Below are 17627 nucleotides of genomic sequence, written 5' to 3'. Positions count from 1 at the left end.
GGGTGGCGGGGTCGACCTTCGTGCACTGCCCGGAGTACACCAGCGTCTTCTCCGCGAACGCGCCGATGCCCAGCGCCGGCGACAGCGCGGTGCCGTCGGCCAGCGTCATCTGCTGGGCGGCGTTGTGCGTGTCGAAGCAGTACTGGAGTTGCCCCTTGAGGCAGGCGCGGCACTGCCCGCAGACGGCCCGCCAGTTCAGGACCACGAAGTCGCCGACGGCGACGTTGGTGACGCCCTCGCCGACGGCGGAGACGACGCCGGCGGCCTCGTGGCCGAGCAGGAACGGGTACTCGTCGTTGATGTTGCCGTCGCGGTAGTGCAGGTCGGTGGCGCAGACCCCGCAGGCCTGGACGTCGACCACCGCCTCCCCGGGCCCGGGATCGGGGACGACGATCGTCTCGACGCTCACCGGGGCACCCTTGCTGCGGGCGACGACGCCCCTCACCTCGTGGGCCATGGCTGGATCTCCTCTCGGGGGATGCGGACGCAGGAGCAGCGGTCGACCACCGCGACGGTGGACCCGGCCGCGGCGGGGTCCCCGGGACATCGACCGCCCGGTCCCCTTGACCCCTGCCCGGCGGCCACCCTAGTGTGTTCGACGATTGATATACCAGTCCTCTGCGTCATTCCATGACAGAAGGGACGTCGGCATGGTCGTCCAGATCCCCGAGGCTCCGCCGGCCTCGACCGCGCCCGCCCGCGGGCTCGACCGGTCGCTCGCCGACGCCGACCCGGAGGTCTTCGAGGCGATCTCCGCCGAGCTGGTCCGGCAGCAGAGCACGCTGGAGATGATCGCCAGCGAGAACTCCGCCCCCGTCGCGGTCATGCAGGCCCAGGGCTCGGTGCTGACGAACAAGTACGCCGAGGGCTACCCGGGCCGGCGGTACTACGGCGGCTGCGAGCACGTCGACGTCGTCGAGCAACTGGCCATCGACCGGCTGACGGCGTTGTTCGGAGCCGAGTACGCCAACGTGCAGCCGCACTCCGGCGCGCAGGCCAACGCCGCGGCGATGTCGGCTCTCCTGCAGCCCGGCGACACCATCCTGGGGCTGGACCTGGCGCACGGCGGCCACCTGACCCACGGGATGCGGCTGAACTTCTCCGGGAGGCTCTACGACGTCGCGGCCTACCACGTGCGGCCGGGTGACCACCGCGTGGACATGGCCGAGGTCGAGCGGCTGGCCCACGAGCGGCGGCCCCGGCTGATCGTCGCGGGCTGGTCGGCCTACCCGCGGCACCTGGACTTCGCCGGGTTCCGGCGGATCGCCGACGAGGTCGGCGCCCACCTCATGGTCGACATGGCCCACTTCGCCGGGCTCGTCGCCGCCGGGCTGCACCCGTCGCCCGTCCCGCACGCCCACGTGGTCACCTCGACCACCCACAAGACCCTCGGCGGCCCGCGCGGCGGCGTCATCCTCGCCACCGCCGACCTGGCCAAGAGGTTCAACTCGTCGGTCTTCCCCGGCCAGCAGGGCGGGCCGCTCGAGCACGTGATCGCGGCCAAGGCCGTCGCCTTCAAGCTGGCCGGCGAACCGGCGTTCCGGGAGCGGCAGGAGCGCACGCTCGCCGGCGCCCGGATCCTGGCCGACCGGCTGCTGGCGCCCGACTCGCGCGCGGCGGGCATCGACGTGGTCAGCGGCGGCACCGACGTCCACCTCGTCCTGGTGGACCTGCGCGGGTCGGAGCTCGACGGCCGGCAGGCCGAGGACCGCCTGCACGCCATCGGCATCACCGTCAACCGCAACGCGGTCCCGTTCGACCCCCGCCCGCCGATGGTCAGCTCCGGTGTCCGCATCGGCACCCCGGCCCTGGCGGCCCGCGGCTTCGACGTCGACGACTTCGCCGAGGTCGCCGACGTCATCGCCACCGCGCTGCGGCCCGAGGTGGACGAGGCGCAGCTGGCCGGGCTCCGCGGGCGGGTCACCCGGCTGGCCGGCCGCCACCCGCTCTACCCCGACCTGACGGAGGTCGCCCGATGAGTCCCCGCACCCCGGGCGCGGACCTGCCCGAGCACCCCGACGCCCTGTGGCGGAACCCCGAGCCGAAGCGCTCGTACGACGTCGTCATCGTCGGCGGCGGCGGGCACGGCCTGGCCACCGCGCACTACCTGGCGAAGAACCACGGCATCACCGACGTCGCCGTCCTGGAGAGGGGCTGGCTGGCCGGCGGCAACATGGCCCGCAACACCACGATCATCCGGTCCAACTACCTGTGGGACGAGAGCTCGGCGATCTACGAGCACTCCCTGCAGCTGTGGGAGGGGCTGGAGGAGGACCTCGGCTACCCGATCCTGTTCAGCCAGCGCGGCGTCCTGAACCTCGCGCACACGCTGCAGGACGTCCGGGACAGCGTGCGGCGGGTGGAGGCCAACAAGCTCAACGGCGTCGACGCCGAGTGGCTGGAGCCCGACGAGGTCCGCAAGGTCTGCCCGATCGTCAACACCTCGACCGACATCCGCTACCCGGTGCTGGGCGCCACCTACCAGCCGCGCGCCGGGATCGCGAAGCACGACTACGTCGCCTGGGGCTTCGCCCGCCGGGCTGACCAGGCGGGGATCGACCTCGTGCAGGACTGCGAGGTCACCGGCTTCACCACCGACGGCGACCGGGTCACCGGGGTGCGCACCACCCGCGGCACGATCGCCGCCGGCACCGTCGTCCTCTGCGCGGCCGGCCACACCTCGGTGCTCACCGACATGCTCGGCATCCGGGTGCCGATCCAGAGCCACCCGCTGCAGGCGCTGGTCTCCGAGCTGCTCGAGCCGGTGCACCCCACGGTGGTCATGTCCAACGCCGTCCACGTGTACGTCTCCCAGGCGCACAAGGGCGAGCTGGTCATGGGCGCCGGCATCGACGCCTACAACGGCTACGGCCAGCGCGGCGCCTTCCACGTCATCGAGCGGCAGATGGCCGCCGCCGTCGAGCTCTTCCCGGTGTTCGCGCGGGCGCACCTGCTGCGCACCTGGGCCGGGATCGTCGACACCAGCCCCGACGCCTCGCCGATCGTGGGCCGGACCGGTTACGACGACCTCTACCTCAACTGCGGGTGGGGGACCGGCGGGTTCAAGGCCACGCCCGGCATCGGCTGGGCCCTGGCGCACACCGTCGCCCACGGCGAGCCGCACCCCACCGTGGCGCCGTTCGGCCTCGACCGCTTCGTCACCGGCGCGCTCGTCGACGAGCACGGCGCCGCCGCCGTCGCCCACTGACCCCCTGCCTCCCGAGCTCCAGGAGTCCACCGTGCAGCTCATCCCGTGCCCGTGGTGCGGCCCTCGGGAGGAGGTCGAGTTCTCCTACGGGGGGCAGGCCGGCGTCCCGTACCCGGCCGATCCCGCGTCTCTCACCGACGAGCAGTGGGCCCACTACGTCTTCTTCCGGGACAACCCCAAGGGCCGCTTCGCGGAGCGCTGGAACCACACCGCCGGCTGCCGCCGCTGGTTCACCGCCGTCCGCGACACCGCCACCTACCGCTTCGAGCGGGCCTCCCGCCCCGACGACACCGAGCCGGTGACCCCGTGACGAGTCCCTTCCGCACCGCCGAGGGCGGCCGCGTCGACCGCACCACCACCCTCGAGTTCACCTTCGACGGCCAGGCGTTCACCGGCCACCCCGGCGACACGCTCGCCTCGGCGCTGCTCGCCGCCGGCCGGCACTCGATCGCCACGAGCACCTCGCTCGGCCGGCCGCGCGGCATCGCCGCGGCCTGGGCCGAGGACCCGGGCGGCCTGGTGCAGGTCGAGGAGCCCTTCCCCGAGCCGATGCTCCTGGCCACCACCGTCGAGCTCGCCGACGGGCTGGTCGCGCACGGTCTGCCGGGTCAGGGCCGCCTCGCCGACGTCCCCGACTCCGCCCGCTACGACGCCGTCCACCACCACGCCGACGTGCTCGTCGTGGGTGCCGGCCCGGCGGGCCTGGCCGCCGCCCTGACCGCCGCCCGCGCCGGGGCCCGCGTCGCGCTGGTCGACGAGCAGTCGGAGGCCGGGGGGTCGCTGCTGGGCAGCACCGACCGGCTCGACGGCGCCCCGGCCCTGGAGTGGGTGGCCGCGGCGGTCGCCGAGCTGGCCGCGCACCCGGAGGTGTTGCACCTGCAGCGGACCACCGCGTTCGGCAGCTACGACGACGGCTTCGTCCTCGCCCTGGAGCGGCGCACCGACCACCTCGGCGCCGCCGCGCCCCGGCACGTCTCCCGCCAGCGGGTGTGGCGGATCCGAGCCCGCTCGACCGTCGTCGCGACCGGGGCCCACGAGCGCCCGGTCGTCTTCGCCGACAACGACCGCCCGGGCACCATGCTCGCCGGTGCCGCCCGGACGTTCCTGCACCGCTACGGCGTGCTGCCCGGCCGCGAGGCCGTCGTGTTCACCACGAACGACAGCGCCTACGACGCCGCCCTCGACCTGTCCCGAGCCGGTGTGCGGGTGCAGGCCGTGGTCGACGCCCGCCCCGACGGGTCGCCGCACCGTCAGCAGGAGTGCGAGCGCGCCGGCATCCGCGTGCTGTCCGGCGCCGTCGTCACCGGCACCCGCGGCGAGCAGCGGGTCACCCACGCCCTCGTCGCCCCGTTCACCGACGGCGAGGTCGGGGCGTCCAGCGCGATCCCGTGCGACCTGCTGCTGGTCAGCGGCGGCTGGAACCCGGCGGTGCACCTGTTCAGCCAGGCCCGCGGCCGGCTGCGCTACGACGAGGACCTCGGCGCGTTCGTCCCGGGGGAGCAGCTCGACGGCCTGGCCGTGGCCGGCTCGGCCGCCGGCGTCCTCGACCTGGCCGGCTGCCTGGCCGACGGGCAGCGGCAGGCCCGCGTGGCACTGACCGCCCTGGCGGTCGCCCCGGCGGGGGAGGACCGGCTGCCCGCCGCCCCGGAGCCCGTCGCCCCGATCGCGCCCCTGGTGCTGTGGCGGGTGCCGGACACCTCCGGCGCCGAGGGGACCACCTCGTTCGTCGACCTGCAGCGCGACGCCACGGTCGCCGACATCACCCGCGCGGTCGGCGCCGGCCTGCGCTCGATCGAGCACGTCAAGCGGTACACGACCATCGGGACCGCGCACGACCAGGGCAAGACCTCCGGCGTCCTCACCTCCGGCATCACCGCCGAGCTGCTCGGGATCCCGGTGTCCGACACCGGCACCACCACGTTCCGGCCGCCCTACACCCCGGTCGCCTTCGCCGCGCTGGCCGGCCGCGACCGCGGCCGCCTGTTCGACCCCGAGCGGGTCACCGCCCTGCACGGGTGGCACGTCGCGGCCGGGGCGGTCCTCGAGGACGTCGGCCAGTGGAAGCGGCCCCGCTACTACCCGCGGCCCGGAGAGGACATGGAGGCCGCGGTCCTGCGCGAGTGCGCCGCCGTCCGCACCGGCGTCGGGATCCTCGACGGCTCCACCCTCGGCACGATCGACGTCCAGGGCCCCGACGCCGCCGTCCTGCTCGACCGGCTCTACACGAACCTGATCAGCAGCCTCCAGGTCGGCTCGGTCCGCTACGGCGTCATGTGCGGCGTCGACGGCATGGTCATCGACGACGGCACGGTGCTGCGCATCGCGGACGACCGCTTCCTCGTCCTGACCACCACCGGCGGCGCGGCGAAGGTCCTCGACTGGATGGAGGAGTGGCTGCAGACCGAGTGGCCCGACCTGCGGGTGCACTGCACGTCGGTCACCGAGCAGTGGGCCACCTTCCCCGTCGTCGGCCCGCGCTCCCGCGACGTCATCGGGGCCGTCTTCCCCGACGTCGACGTCGCCAACGAGGCGTTCCCGTTCATGACCTGGCGGGACACCAGCCTCGAGGGCGTGCCGGTCCGGCTGGCCCGGATCAGCTTCTCCGGCGAGCTCGCCTTCGAGGTCTACGTCAGCCCCTGGTACGCCGTCGCCGTCTGGCAGCGGCTGCTCGAGGCGGGCCGGCCGCACGGCATCACGCCCTACGGCACGGAGACGATGCACGTGCTCCGCGCGGAGAAGGGCTACCCGATCATCGGGCAGGACACCGACGGCACCGTCACCCCGCACGACCTGGGCATGGCGTGGGCGGTCTCGAAGAAGAAGCCCGACTTCGTCGGCAAGCGCAGCTTCTCGCGGCCGGCCAACGCCGACCCGCTGCGCAAGCAGCTGGTCGGGCTGCTCCCCGTGGACCGGCGGACGGTGCTGCCCGAGGGGTCGCAGATCGTGGAGTTCCGCGCCGACGGCGAGCTGCCGCCCCCGCCGGTCCCGATGCTCGGCCACGTCACGTCGAGCTACCGCAGCGCCGAGCTCGCCCGGCCCTTCGCCCTGGCCCTGGTCAAGGGCGGCCGGGAGCGCATCGGCGACACCGTCCACGTGCCCGTGAACGGCACCCTCGTCCCGGTCGAGGTCACCGGGTCGGTGCTGGTCGACCCCGAGGGAGCCCGTCGCGATGGCTGAGCTGCTGCGCACCCACCCGCTGGAGGCGTGGGCCGCCGCCTTCGCGCGACTGCCCGACACCGTCGGCGTCACCGTCGAGCCGTTCGTCGCGACGGTCGACGTCCGGCTCGGCGCGGTCGGCGCCGAGGCGTCGGCGGCGCTCGGCGTCGAGCTGCCGACGGCGCCCGACACGTGGGTGCCGGCCGGCAGCGGGCGGGCCGTCTGGCTCGGCCCCGACGAGTGGCTGCTGACCAGCACCACGGAGGCGCCCGAGGAGCTCGAGGCCCGCGTCCGCGCCGCCGTCCTCCCGCTGGGCGGCTCGGCGACGGACGTCTCCGCCCAGCGCACCGGCCTCCGGCTGACCGGCGCCCGGGTGCGCGACGTCCTGGCCAAGGGCTGCGCGATCGACCTGCACCCCCGCGTGTCCGGCCGCGGTCGCAGCGCGCAGACCACGCTCGGCCGGGCCGGGGTCGTGCTGCTGGCCCTCTCCGACGACGGCGACGACCACGTCGTCCTCGTCCGGTCCTCCTTCGCCGGCTACCTCGCCGACTGGCTGCTCGACGCGGCCCTCGAGTTCACCCCCACCACCGCCCGTCAGGAGTAGAGCCATGTCCACCACGCCTCGTGTGGTCGTCATCGGAGCGGGGATCGTCGGCGCCAACCTGGCCGACGAGCTGACCGCCCGTGGCTGGGACCGCGTCACCGTGGTCGACCAGGGGCCCCTCCCGCTGACCGGGGGCTCCACGTCGCACGCGCCCGGGCTGGTCTTCCAGACCAACGCCTCCAAGACCATGACCGCGTTCGCCGGCTACACGGTCGAGAAGTTCCTCGGCCTCGACGTCGACGGCGCCTGGTGCTTCAACCAGGTCGGCGGCCTGGAGGTCGCCACCACGCCGGAGCGGCTCGCCGACCTGCACCGCAAGCAGGGCTGGGCCACCTCCTGGGGCGTCGAGGCGCAGGTGGTCGACGTCGACGAGTGCGTGCGGCTGCACCCGCTGGTCGACCCCGACCGCATCCTCGGCGGCCTGCACATCCCGAGCGACGGCCTGGCCAAGGCGTCCCGCGCGGTCGTCGCGCTCGCGCGCCGCGCCGAGGCACGGGGCGCCCGCTTCCGGGGCTCGACCCGGGTGACCGGCATCGAGCAGGCCGGCGGCCGGGTGACCGGCGTCCGCACGCCGGACGGGGTCATCCCCGCCGACGTCGTCGTCTCCTGCGCCGGCTTCTGGGGACAGGAGCTCGGCGCGATGGTCGGCATGGCCGTCCCGCTGCTGCCGCTGGCCCACCAGTTCGTCTGGACCGGCCAGGTGCCCGACCTGGTCGGTCGCAACGACGAGCTCACCGAGGCGAGCCTGCCGATCCTGCGCCACCAGGACCGGGACCTGTACTACCGGGAGCGCGCCGACCGCCTGGGCATCGGCTCCTACGCCCACCGGCCGATGCCGGTCGACCTGCGCGAGCTGCCCCAGGGGGACGGCGTGCGGGAGTCGTCGATGCCCTCGATGCTGCCCTTCACCGAGGAGGACTTCGCCCCGGCCTGGGAGGAGAGCCGGCTGCTGCTGCCCTCGCTGCGCGCCTCGAAGATCGACACCGGCTTCAACGGGGTCTTCTCCTTCACCCCCGACGGCGGCCCGCTCATCGGGGAGTCGCGGGACGTGGCCGGCTTCTGGATCGCCGAGGCGGTCTGGGTGACCCACTCCGCCGGGGTCGGCCGGGCGGTCGCCCAGCTCCTCGTCGACGGCCGCTCCGAGGTCGACCTGCACGGCTGCGACGTGCACCGCTTCGAGGACGTCCAGCTCGCCCCGGAGTACGTCAGCGAGACCTCCCAGCAGAACTTCGTCGAGGTCTACGACGTCGTCCACCCGCTGCAGCCGCGGCTGTCCCCGCGTGACCTGCGGGTCAGCCCCTTCCACGCCCGGCAGCAGGAGCTCGGCGCGGTCTTCCTCGAGGCCGCCGGCTGGGAGCGGCCGCACTGGTACGAGGCCAACGCACCCCTGCTGGACGAGCTGCCCGCGGAGTGGGTGCCGCCGGAGCGCGACGCCTGGGCCGGGCGGTTCTGGTCCCCGATCGCGGCGGCCGAGGCGTGGCGGACCCGCACCTCCGTGGCCCTCTACGACATGACGCCGCTCAAGCGCCTCGAGGTCAGCGGCCCCGGCGCCCTGGCCCTGCTGCAGCGGCTGACGACCGGCGAGATGGACAAGTCCGTCGGGTCGGTGACCTACACGCTCGCCCTCGACGGGGCCGGCGGCATCCGCAGCGACCTCACCGTGGCCCGGCTGGGGGAGCAGCTGTTCCAGGTCGGCGCCAACGGTCCCCTCGACCACGACCTCCTGCTGCGCGAGGCGCCGGACGACGGCAGCGTGCAGGTCCGCGACGTCACCGGCGGCACCTGCTGCATCGGCCTGTGGGGTCCGCGCGCCCGCGACCTCGTGCAGCGGGTCAGCGCCGACGACTTCACCAACGACGGGCTCAGGTACTTCCGCGCGAAGCGGGCCCGGATCGGGGGAGTGCCGGTCACGGCGATGCGGCTGTCCTACGTCGGCGAGCTCGGGTGGGAGGTCTACACCGGCGCCGACCACGGTCAGCGGCTGTGGGACGTGCTGTGGCGGGCGGGCCAGGACCTCGGCGTGATCGCCGCGGGACGGGCGGCGTTCACCAGCCTCCGCATGGAGAAGGGCTACCGCGCCTGGGGCCACGACATGACCACCGAGCACGACCCGTACGAGGCGGGTCTCGGGTTCGCCGTCCGCACGCAGAAGCAGGGGTACGTCGGCCAGGAGGCCCTCGCCGGGCGCAGCGCCGACACCGCGGGCCGCCGGCTGTCGTGCCTGACGATCGACGACGGCCGCAGCGTCGTCCTCGGGCACGAGCCGGTGTTCGTCGACGGGCGACCGGCCGGCTACGTGACCAGCGCGGCCTTCGGGCACACCGTCGGGCGGCCGATCGCCTACGCCTGGCTACCCGCCTCGGCGACCGTCGGGACGGGCGTCGAGATCGAGTACTTCGGCACCCGCATCCCGGCCACCGTCGCCGCCGAGCCGCTCGTCGACCCGGGGATGACGAGGATCCGGGGCTGATCGAGGCCCTCGGGTGACGTGCTGGAACGGCCCCCCTCCAGGGGCCCGCGCCGGACGGAGTGAGGCGTGGGGGGAAGGGGGGTCCTTCCTCAGATGACGGCGCGGATGGCCCGCTCGAAGCCCAGGACGTGCTCGCGGGCGAGGTCGTCGGCCCGGTCCGCGTCGCCGGCGGCGATCGCCCGGAGCAGCTCCACGTGCTCGCCGACGTGCTCGTCGACCGTGGGCAGCCGGTCGAGGAACAGGCAGAAGATCCGCGTCGCCAGGTTGTCGTAGCGGATCAGGACGTCCTCGAGGTGGGGGTTGCCGGCCGCCCGGTAGACGGCCCGGTGCACCGCGAGGTCCCAGCGCATCAGCTCGGTCGGGTCGACCCGGGTCACGTCGAGCCGCTCGATGTGCGCGGCCAGCTCCTCGAGGTCGGGGCGTGGCGTCCGGGTGGCGCGCTCGGCGGCCCGCCGGGCGGCCAGGGGCTCGAGCTGGGCGCGGATGTCGGAGATGTGCGCCAGGTCCGAGATGTCCATGCCGGTGGCGAACGTGCCCCGCCGGGGATAGGACACGACGAGCCGGTCGCCCTCCAGGCGCTTGAGCGCCTCGCGGACCGGGGTGCGGCCGACGCCGAGGTCCTTGGCCAGTCCGTCGTCGTCGATCGGGTCGCCCGGGCGGATGTCGAGCATGATCAGCCGGTCCCGGATCGCCACGTAGGCCCGGTCCGCGAGGGACGAGGCGGCCGGCTGGTCCAGGTCCAACGGTGCCACGGTCACGCGGAGATCGTAGGCGCTGACCGCCGAGGGGTCTTGCCTCGCGAGAGGGATCGACATACCGTCATCCTACTCACTGATATACCAACCGTGTACTACCGCCGCCGGGCCGGTGCGCCGCGGCGGGCGAAGGGGAGGCCCGGGTGACCATCAGCGCCTTCGACCTCTTCACGGTCGGGATCGGCCCGTCGAGCTCGCACACCGTCGGGCCCATGCGGGCCGCCTGCTCCTTCGCCGCCCGCCTGCGGCGCGAGGGGGTGCTCGGCCGGGTGGTCCGGGTCCGCTGCGAGCTGTTCGGCTCGCTCGGCGCCACCGGCCACGGCCACGGCAGCGTGCCGGCCGTCGTGCTGGGCCTCGAGGGCGAGCAGCCCGACCTCGTCGACCCCGTGGCGGCGCGGCCGCGGGTCGAGGCCGTCCGCCACGACGGCGAGCTGCGGCTGGCCGGCGAGCACCTCGTCGAGTTCTCCGTGGACGACGACGTCGTCCTGCACCGCCGCAGGCGCCTGGACTTCCACAGCAACGGCATGCTCTTCGTGGCGGTCGGCGCCGACGGGACGGAGCTCCGCCGGCGCACGTACTACTCGGTCGGCGGCGGCTTCGTCCTCGACGAGGACGAGGCCGGCGACCCGGTGCTCGTCGAGGACCGCATGCCGGTGCGGTACCCGTTCCGCACCGGCGGGGAGCTGCTGGCCCACGCCCGGGAGACCGGGCTGCGGATCAGCGACCTGGTGCTGGCCAACGAGCTGTCCTGGCGCACCGAGGCGGAGGTCCGCGCGGGCCTGCTGCACGTCTGGTCGGTGATGCAGGAGTGCGTGGAGCGGGGGACGCGGGCCACCGGCGTCCTGCCCGGCGGCCTGCGGGTCCGGCGCCGGGCGGCCGCGCTGCGGGCCCGGCTGGAGGAGCACCGCGACGACGCCGACGCCCTGCGCGCGATGGAGTGGGTGACCCTCTACGCGCTGGCGGTCAACGAGGAGAACGCCGCCGGCGGGCGCGTGGTCACCGCGCCGACCAACGGCGCCGCCGGGATCGTGCCCGCCGTCCTGCACTACTACCGCGACTTCCTCGACTCCTACTCCGAGGACGGCGTCGTCCGGTTCCTGCTGACCGCGACGGCGATCGGGCTGCTGTTTAAGGAGAACGCCTCCATCTCCGGCGCCGAGGTGGGCTGCCAGGGCGAGGTCGGCTCGGCCTGCTCCATGGCGGCCGCGGGCCTCGCCGAGGTCCTCGGTGGCACGCCCGAGCAGGTGGAGAACGCCGCCGAGATCGGGATCGAGCACAACCTCGGGCTCACCTGCGACCCCGTCGGCGGGCTCGTGCAGATCCCCTGCATCGAGCGCAACGCGGTGGGGTCGGTCAAGGCGATCACCGCCGCGCGCATGGCCGTCCGTGGGGACGGCCGGCACCACGTCTCGCTGGACGAGGCGATCACGACCATGCGCCAGACCGGCGCCGACATGAAGGACGAGTACAAGGAGACCGCCCGGGGCGGGCTGGCCCTCAACGTCGTCGAGTGCTGAGGAGGCACCCGTGTCGCACCCCTTCACCCTCACGCTCAGCTGCCAGGAGCGCCCGGGCATCGTCCACGCGGTCACCGCGTTCCTCTTCCAGCACGGCTGCGACATCGTCGAGCACCAGCAGTTCGACGACGCCGTCCGCGGGCAGCTGTTCCTGCGGACCGCGTTCGTGTGCTCGGAGCAGACCACCGACGCCGACCGCCTGGCGGAGGACTTCCGGGCGGTGGCCGACGAGTTCGGCATGACCTACCAGGTCACCGGCGACCAGCCGCAGCGCGTGCTCGTCATGGTGTCCCGGCTGGGGCACTGCCTCAACGACCTGGTCTTCCGCTGGCGCGCGGGCAGCCTCGGTGCCGACCTCGTCGCCGTCGTCTCCAACCACGAGGACCTGCGCCCGATGGCGGAGGCGGCCGGCCTGCCGTTCGTCCACGTGCCGGTCACCCCGGCGACCAAGCGCGAGGCCGAGGCGCGGCTCCTCGAGCTGGTCGACGAGCACCGGGCCGACCTGGTCGTCCTCGCCCGCTACATGCAGGTGCTCTCCGACGAGACGTGCGCGGCCCTGCACGGCCGGGCGATCAACATCCACCACTCGTTCCTGCCGGGCTTCAAGGGCGCCAAGCCCTACCACCAGGCCTTCGACCGCGGCGTCAAGCTCGTCGGGGCCACCGCGCACTACGTGACCCCCGACCTCGACGAGGGCCCGATCATCGAGCAGGAGGTCATCCGCATCGACCACACCCACGACCCGCGCGCCCTCGCGACCGTCGGCCAGGACGCCGAGGCGCTGGCGCTGTCGCGTGCCGTCCGCTGGCACAGCGAGCAGCGGGTGCTGCTCAACGGGAACAGCACCGTCGTCTTCCGGTGACCCGGCGGGGGTGCGGTCGGCTCAGTCGGTGGTGAGCGCGCGGCGGCGGACCCGCTCGTCGTAGCGGTCCCGCCCGCCGCGCAGCGGCCGGCCGAGGTACTCGCCGAGCGTGACGCCGGCGGCCAGGGCCAGCCCGACGGCCGCGGCCCCGACGAGGATGGCGGCCCCCTCGTCGAGGCGGGCGTCGACGACGATCGCGAACAGGCCGTGGTAGACCGCCAGCCCGGGCAGCAGCGGCACGATGCCGCAGACGGCGACGAGCTGCGGGGGGACGCGCAGCCGTCCGGTGAGCACCTCCCCGCAGAAGCCGAGGACGACGGCCGCGACGCCGCCGGCCAGCGGGGGTCCGGCGCCCAGCCCGCCCGCCGCCCAGGACGTCGACCAGGCGAGCGCCCCGGCCACCGCGGCGAGCGCGACGGCGCGCGGCCGGGCGTGGCAGGCCAGCGCCCAGGACGCGGCGATGCCGGCCGACGCGGCCAGCGCGACGGCGAACGAGGTCGCAGCGGCGGTGTCGATGACCTGCAGCGGGAGCCCGGCACGCCGCGCCAGGTCCAGGACGCCGGCGATGCCCACGACGATGCCGGCGGTCAGGGTCACCACCTCGAAGGCCCGGGCCACGGCCGTCACCGGGAAGCCGTTGATGGCGTCCTGGGCCGCACTGACCAGGGACAGCCCGGCGAGCAGCACCACGATGCCGGCCGCGACGACCAGGGAGGTCCGGACGTCGACGTCCCAGACGAGCAGCAGGACGGCGACCCCGGTGGCCAGCGCCGCCCCGGCGACCTGCTGGAAGAACAGCGGCAGGCTCCGCCGGGCGAGCACGCGCATCACCTGCTCGACCAGGGCGGTGGTCAGGGCCGCGAGCAGGGCCTCCCGCCAGCCGCCGCCGAGGACGAGGCCGAAGCACGCGGCGACGCCCGCCCAGCCCAGCGCGGTCACGCTCCGGCGGTAGGTGGTCGGCGCGGAGACCACCCGGTCCAGCCGGCGGTGCGCCTCCTCGACGTCGACGTCGCCGGCGCCCACCGCGCGGGCCAGGTCGGTGACGCCCTGCAGGCGGGTGTAGTCCAGCCGGCTGGTGCTCACGACCCGCATCGCGGTGAGCGGCACGGCGTTCTCCCGGTCGTAGCTGACCGTGATCGAGGTGAAGGTGACGTCCACCGAGCAGCTGGTGAGCCCGTAGGCGGCGGCCACCCGCAGCACGGTCGCGGTCGCGTCGGCCGCCGACGCCCCGACGGCCAGCATCGACGCCCCGATGCGCAGCGCGAGCCCCAGCGCGGCGTGCGCGGCGAGGTCGTCCATCCGGCTGGCCTGGGCCCGCAGGCCGATCGGCGCGGTCGGCGGGCTGGTCCCCGCGATCGCGCGCCAGGCCCGCTCCGGGAGGCGCGCGGCGGGCAGGGGACGACGCGGGGGCCAGGTGGGCACGCGTCCACGCTAGGTGCGGCGCGATCCGCCCGGCTCGGGGTGCCACCGGGGCGGTCGACCCGCCGGCACCGGTCCGGCGGCGGGAGCGTTGACGCGCCAGTGACGCGGGCGTGATGGGGGCTGCGCAGGATCGCGCACGACCGAGCGGCCGGGAGACGTGAACCGGTGGGACCGCTCGACCGGGAAGAGGAGGGATCCCCCATGTCCGAGCAACCGTACGAGCAGCCGGCCCTCAGCGACGAGGCGCAGGCCCAGGCCCGCCAGGCCATCGACGAGTCGGCCGAGCTGGCCGCGGGGATGCTGTACGCCGTCGTGAACGGGGACGGCACCCTGGCCAGGGGCTCCGGGGTGGCGTCGGCGACCAAGCTGTTCGACGGCCAGTACGAGGTCATCTTCCGGCGCGACGTCGCGCGGGGCGCCTTCCTGAGCACCATCGGGCTGTCCGCCGACTCCGGTGCGTCCCCGCCCGGCGAGATCATCGTCAACCTCCGCGTGGGCACCACCAACGGCGTGTTCGTGATGACCTTCGACAGCACCGGCAAGGCCGAGGACCGGTCGTTCCACCTGGCCGTGGTCCTGCCCTGATCCCCGAGGGCACGGGCACCTGCGCGACCCGGCCCCGCTCTGCCGTCGGGCGAGCGGGGCCGGCTGCCGTCCGCGGGGACGTCGACCGCGACGTCCGGTGGCCCCGGAGGCCGGCGCGGTCCTGCCCCGTCGGGACGACGTCGGGGCCGTGACACGTCACGGGACGGCTCCGCGACCGATGATGGTGGCCGAGCCGTTCCGGGAGGAGACGTCGTCGTGCCGAGTGACCGCTACACCGGCCTGGCTGCCGTGCTCGCTGCCATCCGCAGCGCGTCCGACACCACGCAACCCCAGCTCGTGGAGCAGGTGGGCCTCGGCCGCAGCGTCGTCGCGCAGCGGGTCGCGGAGCTGGAGGCGGCCGGTCTCGTCGTCTCCAGCGGGTTCGGTCCCTCGACCGGGGGCCGGGCGCCGCGCCGCCTGCGCCTCAACGGCGACGCCGGGTACGTGCTCGGTGCCGACATCGCCACCAACGAGCTCGTGGTCGGGGTGGCCGACCTCTCGGGCACCCTGCTCGCGACGCGGCAGCGGGAGATCGACGTGGTCGACGGCCCGGAGATCGTCGTCGGCGCCGTCGAGCAGCTGGCCGCCGAGCTGGTCGAGGAGGTCGGCGCGCACCGGAGCCCCTGGTCCTTCGGTGTCGGCATGCCCGGGCCGGTGGCCTACGCCAGCGGCGAGCCGGTCGCCATGCCGACGCTGCCGGACTGGAGCCGGCACCCCACCCGGGAGCGGCTGGCCGAACGGTTCGGGGTCCCGGTGTGGGTGGACGACCGGACCAACCTGTCCGCCCTCGGCGAGCGCAGGGTCAACCCGGTCGCGGCGCGCGCCCGGCACATGATCTACCTCGGTGGCGGCTACGGGCTCGGCGCCGCCGTGGTGCTCGACGGCCGGATCCACCGGGGCGCGCACGGGCTGGCCGGCGGCATCGACCACGTCCCGGTGCCGGGCGCGGACGACGTCGCCTGCCACTGCGGCCGGACGGGGTGCCTGGAGGCGGTCGCCGGGCGCGCGGCGCTGGTCCGCGACGGCCGGCTGCTGGCGGAGACGGCGCAGAGCCCGGCCCTCGCCCGGGTCCTGGCCCGCACCGGCCGGATCCGCCCGGTCGACGTCACCGAGGCCGCGGGGAACGGCGACGTCGCGGCCCGGGCGCTCCTGCACCGCAGCGCCACCATGATCGGGCGCAGCCTGGCGATCCTCGTCAACGTGTTCGACCCCGACCTGGTCGTGGTGGGCGGTGGCATCGCCCGCGCCCGCGCCCACGTGCTGGCGGCCATCCGCGAGGAGGTCTACCGGTCGGCCCTGCCGGCGGCGACGCGCGACCTGCGGATCGAGCCGTCCGCCTTCGACCAGGAGGTCGCCGGGATCACCGGTGCCGTCGAGTTCGCGCTGGGGGAGCTGTTCGGTCCCGAGCACCTGGCCACGGTGCTCGACGGCCGCACCGGCGCAGCCGCCGTCACCGCCCTGGAGGAGGACCTGCCGGCCTGAGCGGCGGGCCCGCTTCGGCTTCCCGCCCGGCCTACTTTCTCCGCACGGAGGTAGAAGTCCGGCTACGCTCCGTCCGTGACTGCGGACACCCGGCACGGGGACGGGGCGCCGGCGTCCGGTGAACGGCTCGACGGTCTCGTGGCCGTCCTCGACGCCATCCGCTCGGCACCGGTCACCCAGCCCCAGCTCGTCCAGCGGCTCGGCCTGGGCCGGACCGTCGTCGCCCAGCGCGTCGCACGCCTGGAGGCGGCCGGGTTGGTCGTGCAGGACGGGCTCGCGCCGTCCAGCGGCGGGCGGTCACCGCGCCGGCTGCGCCTGCAGCGGACGGCGGGGATCGTCGCCGGCGCCGACATCGGGGCAACCGGCATGGCGGTGGGGCTGGCCGACCTCGAGGGCACCGTGCTGGTGGAGGCCCGGGAGCGCGTCGACGTCGCCGACGGCCCGGACGCGGTGCTGAGCCGGGTCGAGCGACTGGTCGAGGACCTGCTCACCCGGCTGCCCGCCCCGCGGCCGCTCTGGGGTCTCGGGGTGGGCGTCCCCGGCCCGGTGGAGTTCTCCACCTCCCGGCCCGTCGCCCCGCCGATCATGCCCGGCTGGGACGGCTACCCGATCCGGGAGCGGCTGGCCGGCCGGTTCGCCGCGCCGGTGTGGGTGGACAACGACGTCAACGTGCTCGCCCTGGGCGAGGTGCGGACGAACCCGGCCGCCGCCGGGGCGCAGGACGTGCTGTACGTCAAGATCGGCACGGGCATCGGCGCCGGCCTGGTCTCCGGCGGGCGGGTGCACCGGGGGGTCAACGGCTGCGCCGGCGACATCGGGCACGTGGCCGTCGCCGAGGCCGACGCGGTCGTCTGCCGCTGCGGCAACGTCGGCTGCCTCGAGGCGGTGGCCGGCGGGGCGGCGCTGGCCCGCGAGGGGCGCCTCCTGGCCGAACGCGGGGACAGTCCGGTGCTGGCCGGGGTCCTCGCGGCGAGGGGGGACCTGGCCGCTGCGGACGTCACCGCCGCCGCCGAGCGCGGGGACCCCGCCGCCCGCGCCCTGCTCGCCCGGACCGGCCGGCTGGTCGGCAGCACCCTGGCGACCCTCGTGAGCTTCTACAACCCCGGCCTGGTGGTCCTCGGGGGTGGTGTGGTGCACGCCGGCGACCACGTCCTGGCGGTCGTCCGCGAGGCGGTCTACCGGCGGTCGTTGCCGCTGGCGACCCGCACGCTGCGCATCGACCCGTCCGTCCTCGGCGAGGCCGCCGGGCTGGCCGGGGCCGTCCACCTCGTCCTCGACAACCTGTTCGCGCCCGGCCGGCTCGCCGCGTGGCTGTCCTGGGGCTCCCCGGCCGGCCACCCGGAGATCGCGGGCACGCCCGACCGCACCCCGGCCTGACCCGGCTCCCGGCCCGGGTCGCCGGGGAGCCCAGGGCATCACCGCGGCTGATGCCGCGCATCAGCAGCGTTACGCCCTCGTTGCATTGACTTCCTCCGCTGACTGGCAGAAGTATGTGGTTGCCATCACGCGGACGGTGTCGCGAGAGACCGGACGCGGTGCTCAGCCCCAGCGTCGCAGCCGTCCGGA

14 protein-coding genes are annotated in these 17627 nt (G+C 74.9%); 11 read left to right on the top strand and 3 right to left on the bottom strand.

From position 1 onward, the window contains the following. Positions 1-457 (bottom strand): alcohol dehydrogenase catalytic domain-containing protein (locus tag ACI8AD_RS18215; RefSeq protein ID WP_456871937.1); only part of this gene is annotated, 457 nt, incomplete at its 3' end. A gap of 193 nt (positions 458-650) precedes the next feature. Between ACI8AD_RS18215 and ACI8AD_RS18210 the strand changes: the two genes are divergently transcribed. Genes ACI8AD_RS18210 through ACI8AD_RS18185 form a run of 6 tightly spaced genes read left to right on the top strand, consistent with a single transcriptional unit; the run spans position 651 to position 9438 of the window. Further along, positions 651-1979, top strand: coding sequence for a serine hydroxymethyltransferase (locus ACI8AD_RS18210; RefSeq protein ID WP_456871936.1), 1329 nt, complete (start codon positions 651-653; stop codon positions 1977-1979). Beyond that, on the top strand, positions 1976-3208 hold the full coding sequence (locus ACI8AD_RS18205; protein WP_456871935.1) for a sarcosine oxidase subunit beta family protein: 1233 nt from the start codon (positions 1976-1978) through the stop codon (positions 3206-3208). Before ACI8AD_RS18210 ends, ACI8AD_RS18205 begins: the two co-directional genes overlap by 4 nt. A 31-nt stretch (positions 3209-3239) precedes the next feature. Next, positions 3240-3518: a sarcosine oxidase subunit delta gene (locus tag ACI8AD_RS18200; RefSeq protein WP_456871934.1), complete on the top strand. Its 279-nt coding sequence runs from the start codon at positions 3240-3242 to the stop codon at positions 3516-3518. Continuing rightward, positions 3515-6385 carry a 2Fe-2S iron-sulfur cluster-binding protein gene (locus ACI8AD_RS18195; RefSeq protein ID WP_456871933.1) on the top strand — a complete coding sequence of 957 codons (2871 nt, stop codon included), beginning with the start codon at positions 3515-3517 and terminating at the stop codon, positions 6383-6385. Before ACI8AD_RS18200 ends, ACI8AD_RS18195 begins: the two co-directional genes overlap by 4 nt. Continuing rightward, positions 6378-6968 (top strand): sarcosine oxidase subunit gamma, encoded by a 591-nt coding sequence (locus ACI8AD_RS18190; protein ID WP_456871932.1) that lies wholly within the window; start codon positions 6378-6380, stop codon positions 6966-6968. Before ACI8AD_RS18195 ends, ACI8AD_RS18190 begins: the two co-directional genes overlap by 8 nt. A gap of 4 nt (positions 6969-6972) precedes the next feature. After that, positions 6973-9438 carry a GcvT family protein gene (locus tag ACI8AD_RS18185; RefSeq protein ID WP_456871931.1) on the top strand — a complete coding sequence of 822 codons (2466 nt, stop codon included), beginning with the start codon at positions 6973-6975 and terminating at the stop codon, positions 9436-9438. A gap of 89 nt (positions 9439-9527) precedes the next feature. On the opposite strand, the gene ACI8AD_RS18180 is transcribed toward ACI8AD_RS18185, so the two are convergent. Continuing rightward, the gene (locus ACI8AD_RS18180; protein WP_456871930.1) at positions 9528-10196 is read right to left on the bottom strand and encodes a GntR family transcriptional regulator; all 669 of its coding nucleotides are present in this window, start codon (positions 10194-10196) and stop codon (positions 9528-9530) included. A gap of 140 nt (positions 10197-10336) precedes the next feature. On the opposite strand from ACI8AD_RS18180, the gene ACI8AD_RS18175 reads away from it, so the two are divergent. Both ACI8AD_RS18175 and purU read left to right on the top strand, forming a co-directional pair. Beyond that, complete coding sequence (locus ACI8AD_RS18175) at positions 10337-11710, top strand: L-serine ammonia-lyase (RefSeq protein ID WP_456871929.1); 1374 nt, start codon at positions 10337-10339, stop codon at positions 11708-11710. A 10-nt stretch (positions 11711-11720) separates the two neighbouring features. After that, positions 11721-12572 carry a formyltetrahydrofolate deformylase gene (gene purU / locus ACI8AD_RS18170; RefSeq protein WP_456871928.1) on the top strand — a complete coding sequence of 284 codons (852 nt, stop codon included), beginning with the start codon at positions 11721-11723 and terminating at the stop codon, positions 12570-12572. 21 nt (positions 12573-12593) lie between these two features. On the opposite strand, the gene ACI8AD_RS18165 is transcribed toward purU, so the two are convergent. After that, positions 12594-13994, bottom strand: coding sequence for a threonine/serine ThrE exporter family protein (locus tag ACI8AD_RS18165; protein ID WP_456871927.1), 1401 nt, complete (start codon positions 13992-13994; stop codon positions 12594-12596). A 201-nt stretch (positions 13995-14195) separates the two neighbouring features. On the opposite strand from ACI8AD_RS18165, the gene ACI8AD_RS18160 reads away from it, so the two are divergent. From ACI8AD_RS18160 to ACI8AD_RS18150, 3 genes are all read left to right on the top strand, one after another. After that, complete coding sequence (locus ACI8AD_RS18160) at positions 14196-14579, top strand: hypothetical protein (RefSeq protein ID WP_456871926.1); 384 nt, start codon at positions 14196-14198, stop codon at positions 14577-14579. A 216-nt stretch (positions 14580-14795) separates the two neighbouring features. After that, the gene (locus tag ACI8AD_RS18155; protein WP_456871925.1) at positions 14796-16061 is read left to right on the top strand and encodes an ROK family transcriptional regulator; all 1266 of its coding nucleotides are present in this window, start codon (positions 14796-14798) and stop codon (positions 16059-16061) included. A 75-nt stretch (positions 16062-16136) separates the two neighbouring features. Beyond that, positions 16137-17438, top strand: coding sequence for an ROK family transcriptional regulator (locus ACI8AD_RS18150; protein ID WP_456871924.1), 1302 nt, complete (start codon positions 16137-16139; stop codon positions 17436-17438). Positions 17439-17627: the final 189 nt, after the last annotated feature.

It is taken from the genome of Geodermatophilus sp. SYSU D00766, from assembly GCF_054049915.1.
The sequence above is the reverse complement of the archived record's forward strand: the minus strand, read 5'-3'. Positions and strand labels throughout refer to the sequence as shown.